Source organism: Streptococcus oralis (assembly GCF_023109005.1).
In the GTDB taxonomy this organism is placed as follows: domain Bacteria; phylum Bacillota; class Bacilli; order Lactobacillales; family Streptococcaceae; genus Streptococcus; species Streptococcus oralis_BU.
In genome coordinates this window covers 1-13,329 of sequence record NZ_JALDTU010000007.1, presented here as the reverse complement: position 1 = coordinate 13,329, position 13,329 = coordinate 1, and the positions used below count along the sequence as shown (strand labels likewise).

General features: G+C 41.2%; 18 protein-coding genes, 1 other RNA gene and 1 pseudogene. 1 reads left to right on the top strand and 19 read right to left on the bottom strand.

The genetic code is table 11. The features are described from left to right. Positions 1 to 22: 22 nt before the first annotated feature. The 8 genes from M1F56_RS07420 to M1F56_RS07385 form a co-directional block, all read right to left on the bottom strand. On the bottom strand, positions 23 to 211 hold the full coding sequence (locus M1F56_RS07420; RefSeq protein ID WP_195217117.1) for a hypothetical protein: 189 nt from the start codon (positions 209 to 211) through the stop codon (positions 23 to 25). Positions 212 to 282: 71 nt separating this feature from the next. After that, positions 283 to 507, bottom strand: coding sequence for a bacteriocin immunity protein (locus M1F56_RS07415; protein ID WP_080585587.1), 225 nt, complete (start codon positions 505 to 507; stop codon positions 283 to 285). A 3-nt stretch (positions 508 to 510) separates the two neighbouring features. Beyond that, entirely contained in the window at positions 511 to 693 is a 183-nt protein-coding gene (locus M1F56_RS07410; protein WP_009729537.1) for a Blp family class II bacteriocin, read from the bottom strand. Between the two features lie 24 nt (positions 694 to 717). Then, on the bottom strand, positions 718 to 909 hold the full coding sequence (locus tag M1F56_RS07405) for a class IIb bacteriocin, lactobin A/cerein 7B family (RefSeq protein ID WP_000180812.1): 192 nt from the start codon (positions 907 to 909) through the stop codon (positions 718 to 720). 318 nt (positions 910 to 1,227) lie between these two features. Further along, positions 1,228 to 1,464 (bottom strand): acyl carrier protein, encoded by a 237-nt coding sequence (locus M1F56_RS07400; RefSeq protein WP_061599065.1) that lies wholly within the window; start codon positions 1,462 to 1,464, stop codon positions 1,228 to 1,230. Positions 1,465 to 1,469: 5 nt separating this feature from the next. Further along, entirely contained in the window at positions 1,470 to 2,462 is a 993-nt protein-coding gene (plsX, locus tag M1F56_RS07395) for a phosphate acyltransferase PlsX (RefSeq protein WP_213988819.1), read from the bottom strand. Continuing rightward, entirely contained in the window at positions 2,459 to 3,229 is a 771-nt protein-coding gene (gene recO, locus M1F56_RS07390; protein WP_096422951.1) for a DNA repair protein RecO, read from the bottom strand. Before recO ends, plsX begins: the two co-directional genes overlap by 4 nt. Beyond that, positions 3,226 to 4,395: a pyridoxal phosphate-dependent aminotransferase gene (locus tag M1F56_RS07385; RefSeq protein WP_213988820.1), complete on the bottom strand. Its 1,170-nt coding sequence runs from the start codon at positions 4,393 to 4,395 to the stop codon at positions 3,226 to 3,228. The genes recO and M1F56_RS07385 overlap by 4 nt, the downstream gene beginning before the upstream one ends. 148 nt (positions 4,396 to 4,543) lie before the next feature. On the opposite strand from M1F56_RS07385, the gene M1F56_RS07380 reads away from it, so the two are divergent. Continuing rightward, complete coding sequence (locus M1F56_RS07380; RefSeq protein ID WP_000009130.1) at positions 4,544 to 5,554, top strand: YeiH family protein; 1,011 nt, start codon at positions 4,544 to 4,546, stop codon at positions 5,552 to 5,554. A 28-nt stretch (positions 5,555 to 5,582) separates the two neighbouring features. Here the strand turns inward: M1F56_RS07380 and M1F56_RS07375 are convergent, their stop codons facing one another. The 11 genes and pseudogenes from M1F56_RS07375 to M1F56_RS07325 form a co-directional block, all read right to left on the bottom strand. Then, positions 5,583 to 6,020 (bottom strand): CoA-binding protein, encoded by a 438-nt coding sequence (locus tag M1F56_RS07375; protein WP_213988821.1) that lies wholly within the window; start codon positions 6,018 to 6,020, stop codon positions 5,583 to 5,585. 120 nt (positions 6,021 to 6,140) lie between these two features. Further along, positions 6,141 to 7,109 carry a ribose-phosphate diphosphokinase gene (locus tag M1F56_RS07370; RefSeq protein WP_000010177.1) on the bottom strand — a complete coding sequence of 323 codons (969 nt, stop codon included), beginning with the start codon at positions 7,107 to 7,109 and terminating at the stop codon, positions 6,141 to 6,143. Between the two features lie 213 nt (positions 7,110 to 7,322). Next, positions 7,323 to 7,817, bottom strand: a complete 495-nt coding sequence (locus tag M1F56_RS07365) for a beta-class carbonic anhydrase (protein ID WP_213988822.1) — start codon at positions 7,815 to 7,817, stop codon at positions 7,323 to 7,325. Positions 7,818 to 7,889: 72 nt separating this feature from the next. Further along, positions 7,890 to 9,251 (bottom strand): DNA repair protein RadA, encoded by a 1,362-nt coding sequence (radA, locus tag M1F56_RS07360; RefSeq protein WP_081102559.1) that lies wholly within the window; start codon positions 9,249 to 9,251, stop codon positions 7,890 to 7,892. A 13-nt stretch (positions 9,252 to 9,264) separates the two neighbouring features. Next, positions 9,265 to 9,804 carry a histidine phosphatase family protein gene (locus M1F56_RS07355; protein ID WP_213988823.1) on the bottom strand — a complete coding sequence of 180 codons (540 nt, stop codon included), beginning with the start codon at positions 9,802 to 9,804 and terminating at the stop codon, positions 9,265 to 9,267. Position 9,805: 1 nt separating this feature from the next. Further along, positions 9,806 to 10,249 carry a dUTP diphosphatase gene (locus M1F56_RS07350; protein ID WP_213988824.1) on the bottom strand — a complete coding sequence of 148 codons (444 nt, stop codon included), beginning with the start codon at positions 10,247 to 10,249 and terminating at the stop codon, positions 9,806 to 9,808. A gap of 56 nt (positions 10,250 to 10,305) precedes the next feature. Further along, positions 10,306 to 10,403: signal recognition particle sRNA small type (gene ffs, locus M1F56_RS07345), an RNA gene on the bottom strand. 32 nt (positions 10,404 to 10,435) lie between these two features. Next, the gene (gene tadA / locus M1F56_RS07340; protein WP_213988983.1) at positions 10,436 to 10,903 is read right to left on the bottom strand and encodes a tRNA adenosine(34) deaminase TadA; all 468 of its coding nucleotides are present in this window, start codon (positions 10,901 to 10,903) and stop codon (positions 10,436 to 10,438) included. A 200-nt stretch (positions 10,904 to 11,103) separates the two neighbouring features. After that, a complete protein-coding gene (locus M1F56_RS07335; protein ID WP_213988982.1) occupies positions 11,104 to 12,390 on the bottom strand; it encodes an adenylosuccinate synthase in 1,287 nt (428 codons plus the stop codon). A 242-nt stretch (positions 12,391 to 12,632) separates the two neighbouring features. Continuing rightward, the gene (gene comW, locus M1F56_RS07330; RefSeq protein ID WP_000939506.1) at positions 12,633 to 12,869 is read right to left on the bottom strand and encodes a sigma(X)-activator ComW; all 237 of its coding nucleotides are present in this window, start codon (positions 12,867 to 12,869) and stop codon (positions 12,633 to 12,635) included. A 202-nt stretch (positions 12,870 to 13,071) separates the two neighbouring features. Next, positions 13,072 to 13,329, bottom strand: a pseudogene (locus M1F56_RS07325) (IS30 family transposase); the annotation flags it as partial.

The following is a 13,329-nucleotide window of genomic DNA, read 5'->3' as shown; positions in this document are numbered from 1 at the left end:
CAAACTCCGATCTGATGGTTCATCAATTCCCTATCTTACTTTCTTTTGTTTTGTACTTGTATCCTAGATAAAACAGACCAAGTAGAATTGGATAGGTTTCTGGATAAAACAAGGTGTTGATCGGATTTTTCATAATCAAATACGTTGCGATATAAATAATGATCGATACGACAAAATACCCCTCAGCAAATCCTAATAAGAATTTTTTCATGATAGACTCCTATTTACCTGAAAAGAAAGGCGGGAAAACTCCACCATTTACATGCATAAAATCCTTTTCATTCAGATTGATCTTTTATAGTTTTGATTATTTTTCGTCAAATCCTTACAAAAAATACCAAAATAGCCCGAAGCAAGTAAACCAACTACAGTCCATTGCCAATCAAAGGATACTAATGAACCTGTACGAATCACATGAAGTACAAGATTGAGAGCTATAGCCAAGAAAGGAACTATAGTAGCTAATTTGGGTAAGAGTGTATTGAGATTAAGGTTCCGATTGTTCATAGTCTAACGCCCTCTGTATCCATTATAGACTCCCAATCCAAGTGTACCTCCTGCTACAGTAGCCGCTGCTCCATAAGCTGCTACTGCTTTCCAGCCTACAAGCACTACCGTACCTATCGTTAATGTAATAACACCGCCTTGAACCTCTTCAAGTTCTTGAAAAGATAATTCTTGAAATTGTTTCATTGTTAAGCCTCCTTTCTAATCATATTAAGGTCGCAATGCTTTTCCAATAGCATATCCTGCTCCATAAAGAGCTCCTCCAATTGTAACCACAGCACCTGCTACTTTTCCTGCTAAAATAATTCCAGCTGCTGTAATAATCAATCCCCCATTCACATCCGTCAACTCTTCTTCTGTAAGAGCTGCAAAGTTCTGTTCCATTTTGTCAAAGTTTGTCATCTTTCTTCTCCTTATTTTTTTCTATATATCTAATCTTTAACCTCTAAGCCACTTAAATAGCCAGATTGGGTAAATTACTGAAATCATTTTCTTATCTCCTTCCCTTTTTCCTTACCTATCTATTCGAAAAACAATTCGAAAATGAGCAACTCATTCATTTTTATTTTAAAAACCACTTAATGAACCACGGATAAAGACCGATCACATACATAAACATTCCTCCTTTTATCTTTCTCATCTCTTTATTCGCAATTTCTACTAAAAATTTTTCTTTTTTCTGCAAACAAAAAAGCAACATGATTTGCATGTTGCTTTTTGCTATTCTTTACTTTTGACAACTGCTACCACATCTCCTACACTTTGCAGTTGGTCAATTTCCTCATCACTGATTTCAATTCCGAATTCATCTTCTAGTGTCAAGATGAACTCCATCAAATCCACTGAGTCCGCATCTAGGTCATCTTTCAAACTCAAGGCCTCTGTTACGACAAAGTCCTCTCCCTGTCGCTCTTGGATAATGGTTACAATACGGTCAAAAATTTCTTTTTCTGTCATCTTTTTTATTCTCCTGAAAATTCACGCGCAGTCTGGGCAACTACGTCTGTTTCTAGCATAGTACGAATCTGGCGAATCGTACTATACACAGCCTTGGCATCACTTGAGCCATGAGTCTTGACAACCGGTGCCTTAACACCAAACAAGACTGCTCCACCAACATCTGAATAGTTGAGTTGCTTTTTCAAACCTCTAAGGCTATCCTTGAGAAGAAGAGCACCTAGTTTCGCTCGAAGACCACCACCTGTGATAGCTGTCTTGAGCAAGCCCATAATTCCCATAGCTGTCCCTTCAATAGATTTGAGCACAGCGTTTCCCGTGAAACCATCTGCCACAACAACATCCGCAACGCCATTCATCAAATCACGCGCTTCCACGTTTCCGACAAAATTCAAGCTTTCATCCGCTGCTAGCAAGGCGTAGGTTTCCTTACGAAGAGGATCACCCTTGCTACTTTCTGTTCCATTATTGAGCAAGCCAACACGTGGTTTCGAAATCCCACGAACATTTTTCGCGTAAAAGGAACCCAAAACAGCGTATTGGTGCAGATGATGAGCTGTATTTTCTGCATTGGCTCCAAGGTCTAGCATGTCAAAGCCTTTGCCATCAATGGTCGGTAAGGTTGACATGAGTCCAGGACGGTCGATATTCTTGATACGACCGACAATGAAGAATCCTGCAGCCAACAAGGCACCTGTATTCCCAGCCGAGAGGACAGCGTCTGCCTCTCCTTCTTTGACTGCCTTAGCCGCTAATACCATACTGGCATTTTTCTTCTTACGAATAGCTTTTGTAGGTTCATCATCAAAATCAATCTTCTCATCCGTATGGATAATGCTGACACGTTCTGTCGCTGTTAGATATTGCTTGATTTTGCTTTCGTCTCCATAGAGTTGAACCTCAATATCTGAAAAGTCAGCCAGGGCTTGATTGACACCCTCAACGATAGCTTGAGGTGCATAATCGCCCCCCATAGCATCTACTGCGATTTTTTTCATTTGTCTTCCTCTTTTAGTAATTGTCCCCAGTCTGCTAGGGAATCAATAAATTTCTTTGATTTTAGGTGAATTCCAACATACTCTTCGTAGATTTGGTCTATAAACTTGCGCAAGTCTTGCTTGATTTCGGGCTTGAGCGAAATGGTCTCCAAGGTCTCAAAATCAATGGCTTGAAATTGATTGAGTAGATAAGGGATATTGGGATTGAGATGGCAACGTCTCTCATCTTCATGATAATGCTCTGGACAGAGGCAGGCTCCATATTTGAAAGAAAAGTCAAAAGCCTGACCGATCCGATGGCAAAAGACACACTCATTAAAATTAAGGCTAATCCCAAATCGGGTCAAGATTTGAATTTCAAAAATATTGGTCAAAACCTGATAATCCAAACCCTCTTCCATCAACTCCAAAGTCTTTTGCAAAAAAGTAAACAAGGGAGCATCCTGCTGGTTATCCTGCAAACTAGCATCTGCAAGAGCAGCCACATAGGTCGCATAGGCCATGACAAAGAGATCACTATTAATCTTGGGAAAGGTCATCACCTCATGGTAGTCCTCGATGTAGCTAAGCCCGTCATCATTGATGCGCAAGAGAAATCGCGCCAACACCAAGGGCTGAATAACCGGAGCTAGTTTGGACTGACCAGCGTGTTTGACGAAAAACATGCGCTTGCCAGCCTGCTCGGTAAAAATCTTGACTAACTTGTCATCCTCACGAAAATTACGATTGTAGAGCACCAAGCCTTGACTCGTGATAGACTGAATCATGCTTCTCTCATGTACTCCTCAAGTCGTTTCATAGCCTCCCTGATCGTTTCCATGCTGGCTGCATAAGACAGACGCACATAGCCTTCTCCATACTGACCAAAAGCAGCACCCGGAATAAAGGCAACAGCCTTCTTCTGGGCAAAATCCTTCAGAAAAGCAAAGGAGTCTTGATTATAACCTGTTGGAATCTTAGCAAAGATATAGAAGGCACCGTCTGGTTTGATAATCTCAAAACCAAGAGCTGTCATCTTTTCGATAATATAATCTCGACGCTGGATGTATTCCTTCTTCATAGGCTCTGCGTCGTTTTTACCAGCGGTCAAGGCCTCCACCGCAGCATGTTGCGCCATGGTATTTGCGGCAGTAACCAAATATTGGTGACTCTTGATTAACTGAGCTGTGAAAGCTGCAGGAGCAAAGATAAAGCCTAAACGCCAACCAGTCATAGCATGCGATTTAGACAAGCCATTAATAATAATAGCCTGGTCTCTCAGCATAGTTCCCAGAGATACATGGGCTTCCCCTGTATAGGTCAATTCTGAGTAAACCTCATCACAGACAACGAAAATCTCATACTTTCGTAAAACGTCTGCCAAGGCTTCCAACTGCTCTCGACTATAGGTAATTCCTGTCGGATTGGCTGGATAGTTGAGAATAACTGCTTTGAGCTTGTCCCCTTGCTCCAAAATGGCCTTTTCCAACATTTCAGGGGTCAAGACAAAACCATTTTCAATTGTATCAATCTCGACAATCTCTGCCCCAACTAGATTGACAATCGGCTCATATCCTGGATAGGCAGGAGCTGGCAAGAGCACCTTGTCCCCCTCTTCCAAAATAGCCGTCAAAGTAGCAGATAAAGCCTCTGTCGCCCCAATTGTAACCAAAATTTCATTTTCAGGATTATAATCTAGCTGGTATTTTTCTTTTACAAAGTCGCTAGCAGCCTGGCGCAAGGTCAGTAAACCGCTCATCCCTGTATAGTAGGATTGGTTCTGATCAATGGCTCGCTTGGCTGCCTCCTTGACATGATCTGGCGTTGTAAAATCAGGTTCCCCCAAGGTCAAACGCAAGACCCCAGGAATCTCCGAAATAGCCTGGTCAAACTGGCGAATCAACGAAACTTGAATCTTATCTAATTGTTTATTAAAGCGCTTAGTTAAGTCCATAGATACCTCCTACTCTCAAAACGTATCTCTATTATACTACAAAAGCCCCCCAACCGCAAAAATACATTATAGAATAGCTTTCCACTTTCTATTTTACTTTTCCTGTTTACAGGTCTATAATGGTAACAGATTATGATTGGAGGTTTTTATGTCATTTCTATCAAAAAATGGAGCAGGCATCTTGGCCTGCCTTCTCATTTCTATCATTTCTTGGTTTCTAGGAGGACTTTTCCCCGTCGTGGGTGCACCCGTTTTTGCAATCTTTATAGGAATGCTCCTACACCCCTGGCTCTCCCCCTACAAACAACTAGATGCAGGTCTGACCTTTAGTTCCAAAAAATTACTCCAGTATGCTGTTATCTTGCTTGGTTTTGGTCTCAATATCTCGCAAGTCTTTGCAGTCGGACAAACTTCACTCCCTGTCATCCTATCAACAATTTCAATTTCCTTGATTGTCGCCTACCTCTTCCAGCGTTTCTTTGCACTGGATACAAAACTGGCTACCTTGATTGGAGTGGGATCTTCGATCTGTGGAGGTTCTGCCATTGCGGCGACAGCGCCTGTTATCCATGCTAAGGAAAAGGAAGTCGCCCAAGCCATTTCCGTTATCTTTTTCTTCAATATCTTGGCTGCGCTCATCTTTCCAACTCTAGGAACCTGGCTTCATCTATCCAATGACGGCTTTGCTCTCTTTGCAGGAACTGCGGTCAATGATACTTCTTCTGTAACGGCCACAGCTAGTGCCTGGGACAGTCTTTATCAGACCAATACCCTCGAGTCTGCAACCATTGTTAAACTCACGCGCACCTTAGCGATCATTCCCATCACTCTCTTCCTCTCCTACTGGCAAAGTCGCCAGCAAGAAAATAAACAAGGCCTACAACTAAAAAAAGTTTTCCCACTTTTTATCCTTTATTTTATCCTGGCCTCTCTCTTAACGACTCTCCTTACCTCTCTCGGTGTGTCCAGTAGCTTCTTTACCCCTCTCAAACAACTCTCTAAATTCTTTATCATCATGGCCATGAGTGCTATCGGTCTCAAAACCAATCTGATTGCCATGGTTAGATCCAGTGGCAAATCTATTGTCCTCGGAGCCCTTTGCTGGATTGCTATCATCCTCACCAGCCTTGGCATGCAAGCATTGATTGGTACTTTATAATATAAAAAGGTAGCCCATGGCTACCTTTTTATTTCTTAAGAATTAAGCGAGTATGTTCTCTCTTGATACAGCGATTCATCACGATGTCATCGCATCCTCCAGCACGCAAGATTTCTTCCGCTTCTAGATTTTCAAGTCCTAATTGCGCCCAAAAAATCTTGGCATCAGCCCTGAGAAAATCACGCGCCACATCTGGCAAAAACTCGCTCCGTCGGTATACATTGACAATATCCACAGGAAAAGGAATCTCAGCTAGACTCGCATAAGCCTTTTCTCCCAAGATTTCCCCACCTGCAGCCTTGGGATTAACTGGAATGATTTTATAGCCCCGAGCCTGCATTTCCTTGGTCACTCGATTGCTGGTTGTTTCCTCACGATCGGACAAGCCCACTACCGCTAACGTTTTACTGGTCGCCAGATACTGGCGGATCACACCATCACTTGGATTGATAAATTCTTGGCTCATAGAGATCCTCCTTTTTTCATCAGTATAGCACATTTTGAAAAGGCTTGCAGATTTTGACTATAAAAATCTCCTAGCAAGTTTCTTTTCTTGCTAGGAGAACTATCTATTTCAAGTGAAAGATTAAATCTTTTTCTCAATACAAAATAGAGGAGAAAGAGGACGTTTTTCGTGGATACGAACAATGGCATCCCCTAAGAGGTGGGCAATAGAAATCTGTTCAATCTTATCAATCAAACGCTCTTCTGGTAGATAGATAGTATCCAAAACAACCAATTTTTTAATAGCTGATTTTTGGATATTATCCATAGCAGGGCCAGAAAGTACTGGGTGCGTACAGCTTGCATATACTTCAACAGCACCTGCTTCAGCAAGAGCGTCCGCCGCATGGCAAATAGTTCCAGCTGTATCGATCATATCGTCAATCAAGATACAAGTCTTACCTTCTACCTTACCGATAATATTCATCACTTCACTGGTATTCATCTTGTCTACACTACGGCGTTTATCAATAATCGCAATCGGAGTTTTCAAAAACTCCGCCAATTTACGAGCACGAGTCACCCCACCATGGTCTGGGCTGACAACCACGTAGTCAGAGCCAACCATGCCACGACGTTCAAAATAGTCCGCAATCAATGGAGCACCCATCAAGTGATCTACAGGAATATCAAAGAATCCCTGAATCTGTGCAGCGTGCAAATCAATCGTCAACAAACGATCTACCCCAGCAACTTCTAGCATGTTTGCAACGAGTTTTGCAGTGATTGGCTCACGCGCGCGCGCTTTTCTATCCTGACGTGCATAGCCATAGTAAGGCATGACAACGTTGACAGATTCTGCACTAGCACGCTTCAATGCGTCCACCATAATCAAAATTTCGAGCAGATTGTCATTTACAGGTGAGCTAGTTGATTGTAGGATAAAGACGTGTTTTCCACGGATTGATTCTTCGATGTTGACCTGAATCTCCCCATCTGAAAATTGGCGAACAGTCGATTTCCCCAACTCTATCCCAATTTCTTGCGCCACACGCTCTGCCAATTCTCTATTAGAAGAAAGGGCAAACAGCTTTAAATCAGAAAAAGACATGATTTCCTCCGGTATTTATGTATCACTTGTTTTTTACACAACATTTTCCATTTACCATTGTAGCGCTTTTTCCTTTATTTTTCAATCAAAAATAAAACAAGAGCAAACATTTATACCCTTGTTTTTACTATTTTATATTAGCTATATTAAAACTAAAAATCCTACATTTTAACAATCGATTTTATGCTAGGATGAAATTTTTTCGAGACAAAGTTAGTATACCTCTCTCATACTTCCTGTATCCACATCATAGACAGCACCTGAAATAACCACATCATCAGGAATCAGTGGAGATTCTCGAAGTAACCACATATCCTCTCTCACACTCTCTTCAACATCCTGGAATGGTAAAAAATCTTGATCAGACACATCAACTCCGAGCTCGTGTTTCAAATGTTCATGAAAACTTTCATTTTGAAAGGTTTGAGCTCCACAGTCTGTATGGTGAAGCACCACGATTTCTCTTGTCCCCATTTGTTGCTGGGAAATCACCAGTGAACGAATCATGTCTTCAGTCACTCGACCACCCGCATTCCGCAAGATATGGGCATCCCCAAGTGCCAAACCTAGAGCTTGCGCAACGTGTAGACGCGAGTCCATGCAGGTCACGATAGCTACTCTGGTTTTGGGTTTAAGTGGCAAATTTAACTGCCCATGTAGGGCAACATAAGCCTGATTGGCTTTCATAAACTGTTCAAAATACGACACGATTCCCTCCTCAAAAATTTGATAATCAAATATTTCTCCTATCTTATCATTTTTAAGAGGATTTGTCACGGATTATGCAAAGACCTTTTTCAAAACTTCCTGAATAGTCGTCACACCAATGACTTCAATTTCCTTGGGTGGAGTGATTCCTGTCAAGGAATTCTTGGGTACATAAATCTTGGTAAAACCCAGTTTTGCCGCTTCATTGATACGTTGTTCGATACGATTCACGCGTCGAATTTCTCCGGTCAGGCCCAGTTCACCCACAAAACATTCCTGAGGATTGGTAGGCTTGTCCTTGTAGCTTGAAGCAATCGCAACCGCAACGGCTAAGTCAATGGCAGGCTCATCCAATTTCACGCCACCAGCAGATTTGAGATAGGCATCCTGATTTTGCAAAAGAAGCCCTGCTCGTTTTTCCAAAACAGCCATAATCAAACTCGCACGATTGAAATCAAGTCCTGTCGTTGTGCGCTTAGCATTTCCAAACATGGTTGGTGTTACCAAAGCCTGAACCTCCGCCAAAATCGGACGGGTCCCTTCCATGGTCACAACGATTGACGAACCAGTAGCACCGTCCAAACGCTCCTCTAGGAAAACTTGACTCGGATTGAGCACCTCAACCAAGCCACCCGACTGCATCTCAAAAATCCCAATCTCATTAGTAGAACCAAAACGGTTTTTGACTGCTCTCAAGATACGAAAGGTATGGTGACGTTCCCCTTCAAAGTAAAGCACCGTATCTACCATATGCTCCAACATACGCGGACCAGCCAAGGTTCCTTCCTTGGTCACATGCCCTACGATAAAGATAGCAATATTATTAGTCTTCGCCAACTGCATGAGTTCAGCCGTTACCTCACGCACCTGAGAGACAGACCCCTGTACTCCTGAAATTTCAGGAGACATAATAGTCTGGATAGAGTCGATGATGAGAAAATCTGGTTGAATGCGCTCCACCTCAGATCGAACGCTCTGCATATTGGTCTCTGCATAGAGATAAAACTCACTATCAATATCACCTAAGCGCTCTGCTCGTAACTTAATCTGCTGAGCAGACTCCTCCCCACTGACATAGAGAACCGTACCCACTTGAGACAGCTGAGTCGAAACTTGTAGGAGAAGGGTTGATTTCCCAATCCCAGGATCCCCACCGATGAGGACAAGACTTCCTGGTACCACTCCGCCTCCAAGCACACGGTTGAATTCCTCCATCTCCGTCTTGGTTCGATTGACATTGATAGAAGTCACCTCAGCCAGTTTCATAGGCTTGGTTTTCTCACCTGTCAAGGACACACGCGCATTTTTGACCTCGGCAACCTCAACCTCTTCTACAAAAGAAGACCAAGACCCACAGTTGGGACAACGACCCAGATATTTAGGGGAATTATACCCACAATTTTGACATACAAATGTCGCTTTTTTCTTTGCGATGATAAACCTCTTTCTATATCTCTAACTCACACTCAATTACTTGGCAGAAATCAATCTTCTCATTTGGCACAAACTGGCGCATGAGCATTCCGTGAGTTACAATGATAATAGTTTTATAATTTTTATATTTTTCCAAAGCTCTTAAAAAACGATGACGCATCTCTAGATCAGTTTCATAGCGATAAGGAGAATCTTCAGATAAACCTCCTTGATGTTTTAGATAATATTCATGAGCTACCAATACACTAGTTAAATCAGAGTTAGTGCCATCTAAGTCTGGACGCCACTCATGAAAAAACGGCTCCACAAATAAGTCCAATCCTGTTTCAACTGCTATATAATGTGCTGTTTCTAAAGCCCTCGTCACAGACGATGAAATAATAATCTCTGCCTTTCCAAAACATGCAGTTTTAGCAACTTCTTTTGCCAGACTGCGACCTTTTCCTGTCAATGGTGCTAAATCACGACCAAAACCACTATAGAGTTGCGGATTTTCAAGTTTATCAAGCATACTATAATCTGGCTCCCCGTGGCGTACAAAGATAATCTTCATCCTAGTGACCAGTTGAACCAAAACCACCAGTTCGAACGCCGTCTGCCGTATCTCCATCTGCAATTAAGAAAGGAGCAAAGACAGCCTGGACAACACGTTCCCCAACTTCAAGAATAACCTCTTGGTCTGTGATATTCTTCATCTGCGCAAAAATATGCCCTTCATTCCCAGGATTTCCATAATAGTCCCCATCAATAACCCCAACTGAGTTAATTAAAACCAAGCCCTTTTTACGAGGGTTTGAAGAGCGATCATAAAGGTAGAGGACCTCAGTTGGTTGCATATAAGCCTTAACCCCTGTCGGAACTAAGACAATCTCTCCTGGCGCGATCACCGTACGCACGGCAACCTTTAAGTCATAGCCAGCCGCATGAGCTGTCTCACGCTTGGGCAATAAATTTTCATCTGTAAAACTCGAAACCAATTCAAAACCACGAATTTTCATAATTTTCTCTTTTCTATTATCATTTATTCTAGATTATTCTATCTTATTTATTCGGAAAAAGCACGAAAAAAAGAGCACACAATTCAAATCGCTTAGGGCTGCTGGATTCCTCCCCTGACCCGCTTCACGCAGAACTGTTGCTCCACTATTTATTATACCACATTCCCTTCTGTTTTTAAAGAGAAATTATTTTTTCCGTCGATTTCGGAAAAAGTCCTGCATAATCGCTGCACAGTCATCTTCCAAAATTCCCGTTTCCACCTCTACACGATGATTGAGACGCTCATCTGTCAAAATATCATACAAACTTCCAGCTGCACCAAATTTCTGATTTTTAGCCCCGTAGACTACGTTTGAAATACGGGCAAGCCCAATGGCCCCGCTACACATAACACAAGGTTCAATGGTCACAAAAAGCGTACAATCCAGCAGGCGCCAACTCTCCTCACTAACATTCGCATTCTCTATGGCCATGATTTCTGCATGCATGACCGCCCGTTGCAACTCCTCGCGCGCATTATGCCCCCTACCAATGATTTCTCCATCCTTGACAATCACACAACCAATTGGAATTTCATCGTGTTCTAAGGCAATCTCAGCCTCTCTCAAAGCCTCTCTCATAAAGGCTTCTTTTTCTTCAACTGTATAATTCATCGTTCTTCTCTTTTCCTACTTGTCGATTTTATTATTATATCATGATTCTCAATACAAAAAAAGCCACCGAATGCGGTGACTTAATAGGGAGATTATTATGAAAAAGAAAAGTTTAGGATATTTGTTACAACAAGTTAGGAGGTCTTCTTGTAACTGTCTATAGTATACCCGACCTATCTTAAACTAATCTTAAAAATCTCCTATGACCAAACACTTTCTAAAATATTAGTTTGTTCACGACCAGGTCCTACTGAGAAAGTTGAGATACGAACCCCAACCAACTCGCTCACACGACGAACATAGTTACGCGCATTCTCAGGAAGATCTTCCAAATTACGGACTCCAGTGATATCTTCTGACCAGCCTGGTAACTCTTCGTAGATAGGTTTGCAACGTTTCAACTGTTCAAGACTAGCTGGATAGTAGTCAATACGTTGACCATCAAGATCATAGGCTACACAGATTTTAACTGTATCCAAACCACTCAAAACATCAATAGAGTTCAATGAAAGATTTGTAATTCCAGATACACGGCGGCTATGACGCATCACAACTGAGTCAAACCAACCTACACGACGTGGACGGCCAGTTGTTGTTCCGTATTCATGACCTACTTCACGGATACGATCTCCCACTTCATCAAACAACTCAGTTGGGAAAGGTCCGTCACCTACACGACTTGTATAGGCTTTACAAACACCTACAACCTTGTCAATCTTACTTGGACCAACTCCAGACCCAATTGTCACACCACCAGCGACAGGGTTTGAAGAAGTAACAAATGGATACGTACCTTGGTCAATATCCAACATAACACCTTGCGCACCTTCAAACAGCACACGTTTACCATTATCAAGCGCATCGTTCAAGATAACAGAAGTATCTGTCACGTATTGCCTGATTTGTTGACCATACTCATAATACTCTTCAAAAATATCATCAACTGAAATAGGTTCACTATCATACAATTTTTCAAACAAACGATTCTTTTCCGCAAGATTGCGTTCCAAACGCTCACGGAAAATTTCTTTATCCAAAAGATCTGCAATACGGATACCTACACGGGCTGCCTTGTCCATATAGGCTGGACCGATTCCCTTTATTGTAGTACCAATCTTATTGTCACCTTTAGCCTCTTCTTGCAAGCGATCCAACTCAATGTGGTAAGGCAAAATAACATGCGCACGATCAGAGATACGTAGATTATCTGTTGTAACACCTTCTTCATGCAGATAAGACAATTCTTTCACAAGAGATTTAGGGTTTACAACCATACCGTTTCCAATAACTGAAATTTTTTCAGGGAAGAAAATTCCAGATGGAATCAAGTGCAACTTAAACTTTTTACCATCAATAACAATGGTGTGACCTGCATTATCACCACCTTGGTAACGAGCAATCACTTCCGCATTGGCTGAAAGAAAATCTGTAATTTTTCCTTTACCTTCATCGCCCCATTGGGTACCTACAACAACAACTGAAGTCATAATAAAATTCGTCTGAGCTACTAGGAGCTCGTCCTTTCTCATATACATGGCAGGAATTTCACCCGCAATTATATCTTACAATTTATTATAAGAAAAAAACACTATTTTATCAAGAAGAAACAGTAGAAAAGATTTGGAATTTCTGTAAATAACAAAATTCAAAACCTTAAAAATTAAACAAAATCCTAAAAAATATAAAATCAACACAGATTATTGTTCGTGATATATGATTTATGAGTTTCTTATTGGATAAGAGTTGTACCACCTTGCAGTAATTTATCTAGATATAGGCGATAAGCTGTTTTAAAGTGATATAGTGAAAAGTCCCTATCACTTTTTATTTTAAATCGGATTAAATAATATAGTAAAAACCGAAGATGAAGTGATTCCCACTCAGCACAACTCTGGCCTAAAGAGGCATATTCTTGTTCAACTAGTTTCAAAAAAACAAATGCTCGATCATAAAATTTCTGAAGCATATAAAAATTCCCTTTCTTATTAGTAACACTAGTCTAACAAAAAAAGGAACTAAAAAAGCTTCAAATCCTATAAAAGAAGAATTTAAAGCTAAACGAACTAAAAATAAAATAAAAAGGTAATTATAGACTTAAAAAATAAAATTTGAAATTTCAACAGTCCACTATATTTATAAATGATAAATTGCAAGAATAAGCGCAACATTTACTCTAACTCATCCACTAGAGCTTCATAAGCAGTTCTGTAAGCTAAACATTTTCGTGGTCGGTGATTGATATCATATAAGGCCTTGTTCAAAGCCTCATCAGATATAGCAGCTAAATCTATTTTCTTTGGGAAATATTCTCTTAGTAAGCCATTTGCGTTTTCATTGCTTCCTCTCTGTCAAGATGAATAGGCGTCCGCAAAGAAAAAGGAAATTCCTAAATTCTCTACCAGAGGATGGCAGGCGAACTCTTTTCC

What these genes read in the sequence shown, in the direction of transcription:
- M1F56_RS07420 (WP_195217117.1), bottom strand. Translation starts at nt 211, where the DNA reads ATGAAAAAATTCTTATTAGGATTTGCTGAGGGGTATTTTGTCGTATCG.
- M1F56_RS07415 (WP_080585587.1), bottom strand. Translation starts at nt 507, where the DNA reads ATGAACAATCGGAACCTTAATCTCAATACACTCTTACCCAAATTAGCT.
- M1F56_RS07410 (WP_009729537.1), bottom strand. Translation starts at nt 693, where the DNA reads ATGAAACAATTTCAAGAATTATCTTTTCAAGAACTTGAAGAGGTTCAA.
- M1F56_RS07405 (WP_000180812.1), bottom strand. Translation starts at nt 909, where the DNA reads ATGACAAACTTTGACAAAATGGAACAGAACTTTGCAGCTCTTACAGAA.
- M1F56_RS07400 (WP_061599065.1), bottom strand. Translation starts at nt 1,464, where the DNA reads ATGACAGAAAAAGAAATTTTTGACCGTATTGTAACCATTATCCAAGAG.
- plsX (WP_213988819.1), bottom strand. Translation starts at nt 2,462, where the DNA reads ATGAAAAAAATCGCAGTAGATGCTATGGGGGGCGATTATGCACCTCAA.
- recO (WP_096422951.1), bottom strand. Translation starts at nt 3,229, where the DNA reads ATGATTCAGTCTATCACGAGTCAAGGCTTGGTGCTCTACAATCGTAAT.
- M1F56_RS07385 (WP_213988820.1), bottom strand. Translation starts at nt 4,395, where the DNA reads ATGGACTTAACTAAGCGCTTTAATAAACAATTAGATAAGATTCAAGTT.
- M1F56_RS07380 (WP_000009130.1), top strand. Translation starts at nt 4,544, where the DNA reads ATGTCATTTCTATCAAAAAATGGAGCAGGCATCTTGGCCTGCCTTCTC.
- M1F56_RS07375 (WP_213988821.1), bottom strand. Translation starts at nt 6,020, where the DNA reads ATGAGCCAAGAATTTATCAATCCAAGTGATGGTGTGATCCGCCAGTAT.
- M1F56_RS07370 (WP_000010177.1), bottom strand. Translation starts at nt 7,109, where the DNA reads ATGTCTTTTTCTGATTTAAAGCTGTTTGCCCTTTCTTCTAATAGAGAA.
- M1F56_RS07355 (WP_213988823.1), bottom strand. Translation starts at nt 9,804, where the DNA reads ATGAAGATTATCTTTGTACGCCACGGGGAGCCAGATTATAGTATGCTT.
- M1F56_RS07350 (WP_213988824.1), bottom strand. Translation starts at nt 10,249, where the DNA reads ATGAAAATTCGTGGTTTTGAATTGGTTTCGAGTTTTACAGATGAAAAT.
- tadA (WP_213988983.1), bottom strand. Translation starts at nt 10,903, where the DNA reads ATGAATTATACAGTTGAAGAAAAAGAAGCCTTTATGAGAGAGGCTTTG.
- M1F56_RS07335 (WP_213988982.1), bottom strand. Translation starts at nt 12,390, where the DNA reads ATGACTTCAGTTGTTGTTGTAGGTACCCAATGGGGCGATGAAGGTAAA.
- comW (WP_000939506.1), bottom strand. Translation starts at nt 12,869, where the DNA reads ATGCTTCAGAAATTTTATGATCGAGCATTTGTTTTTTTGAAACTAGTT.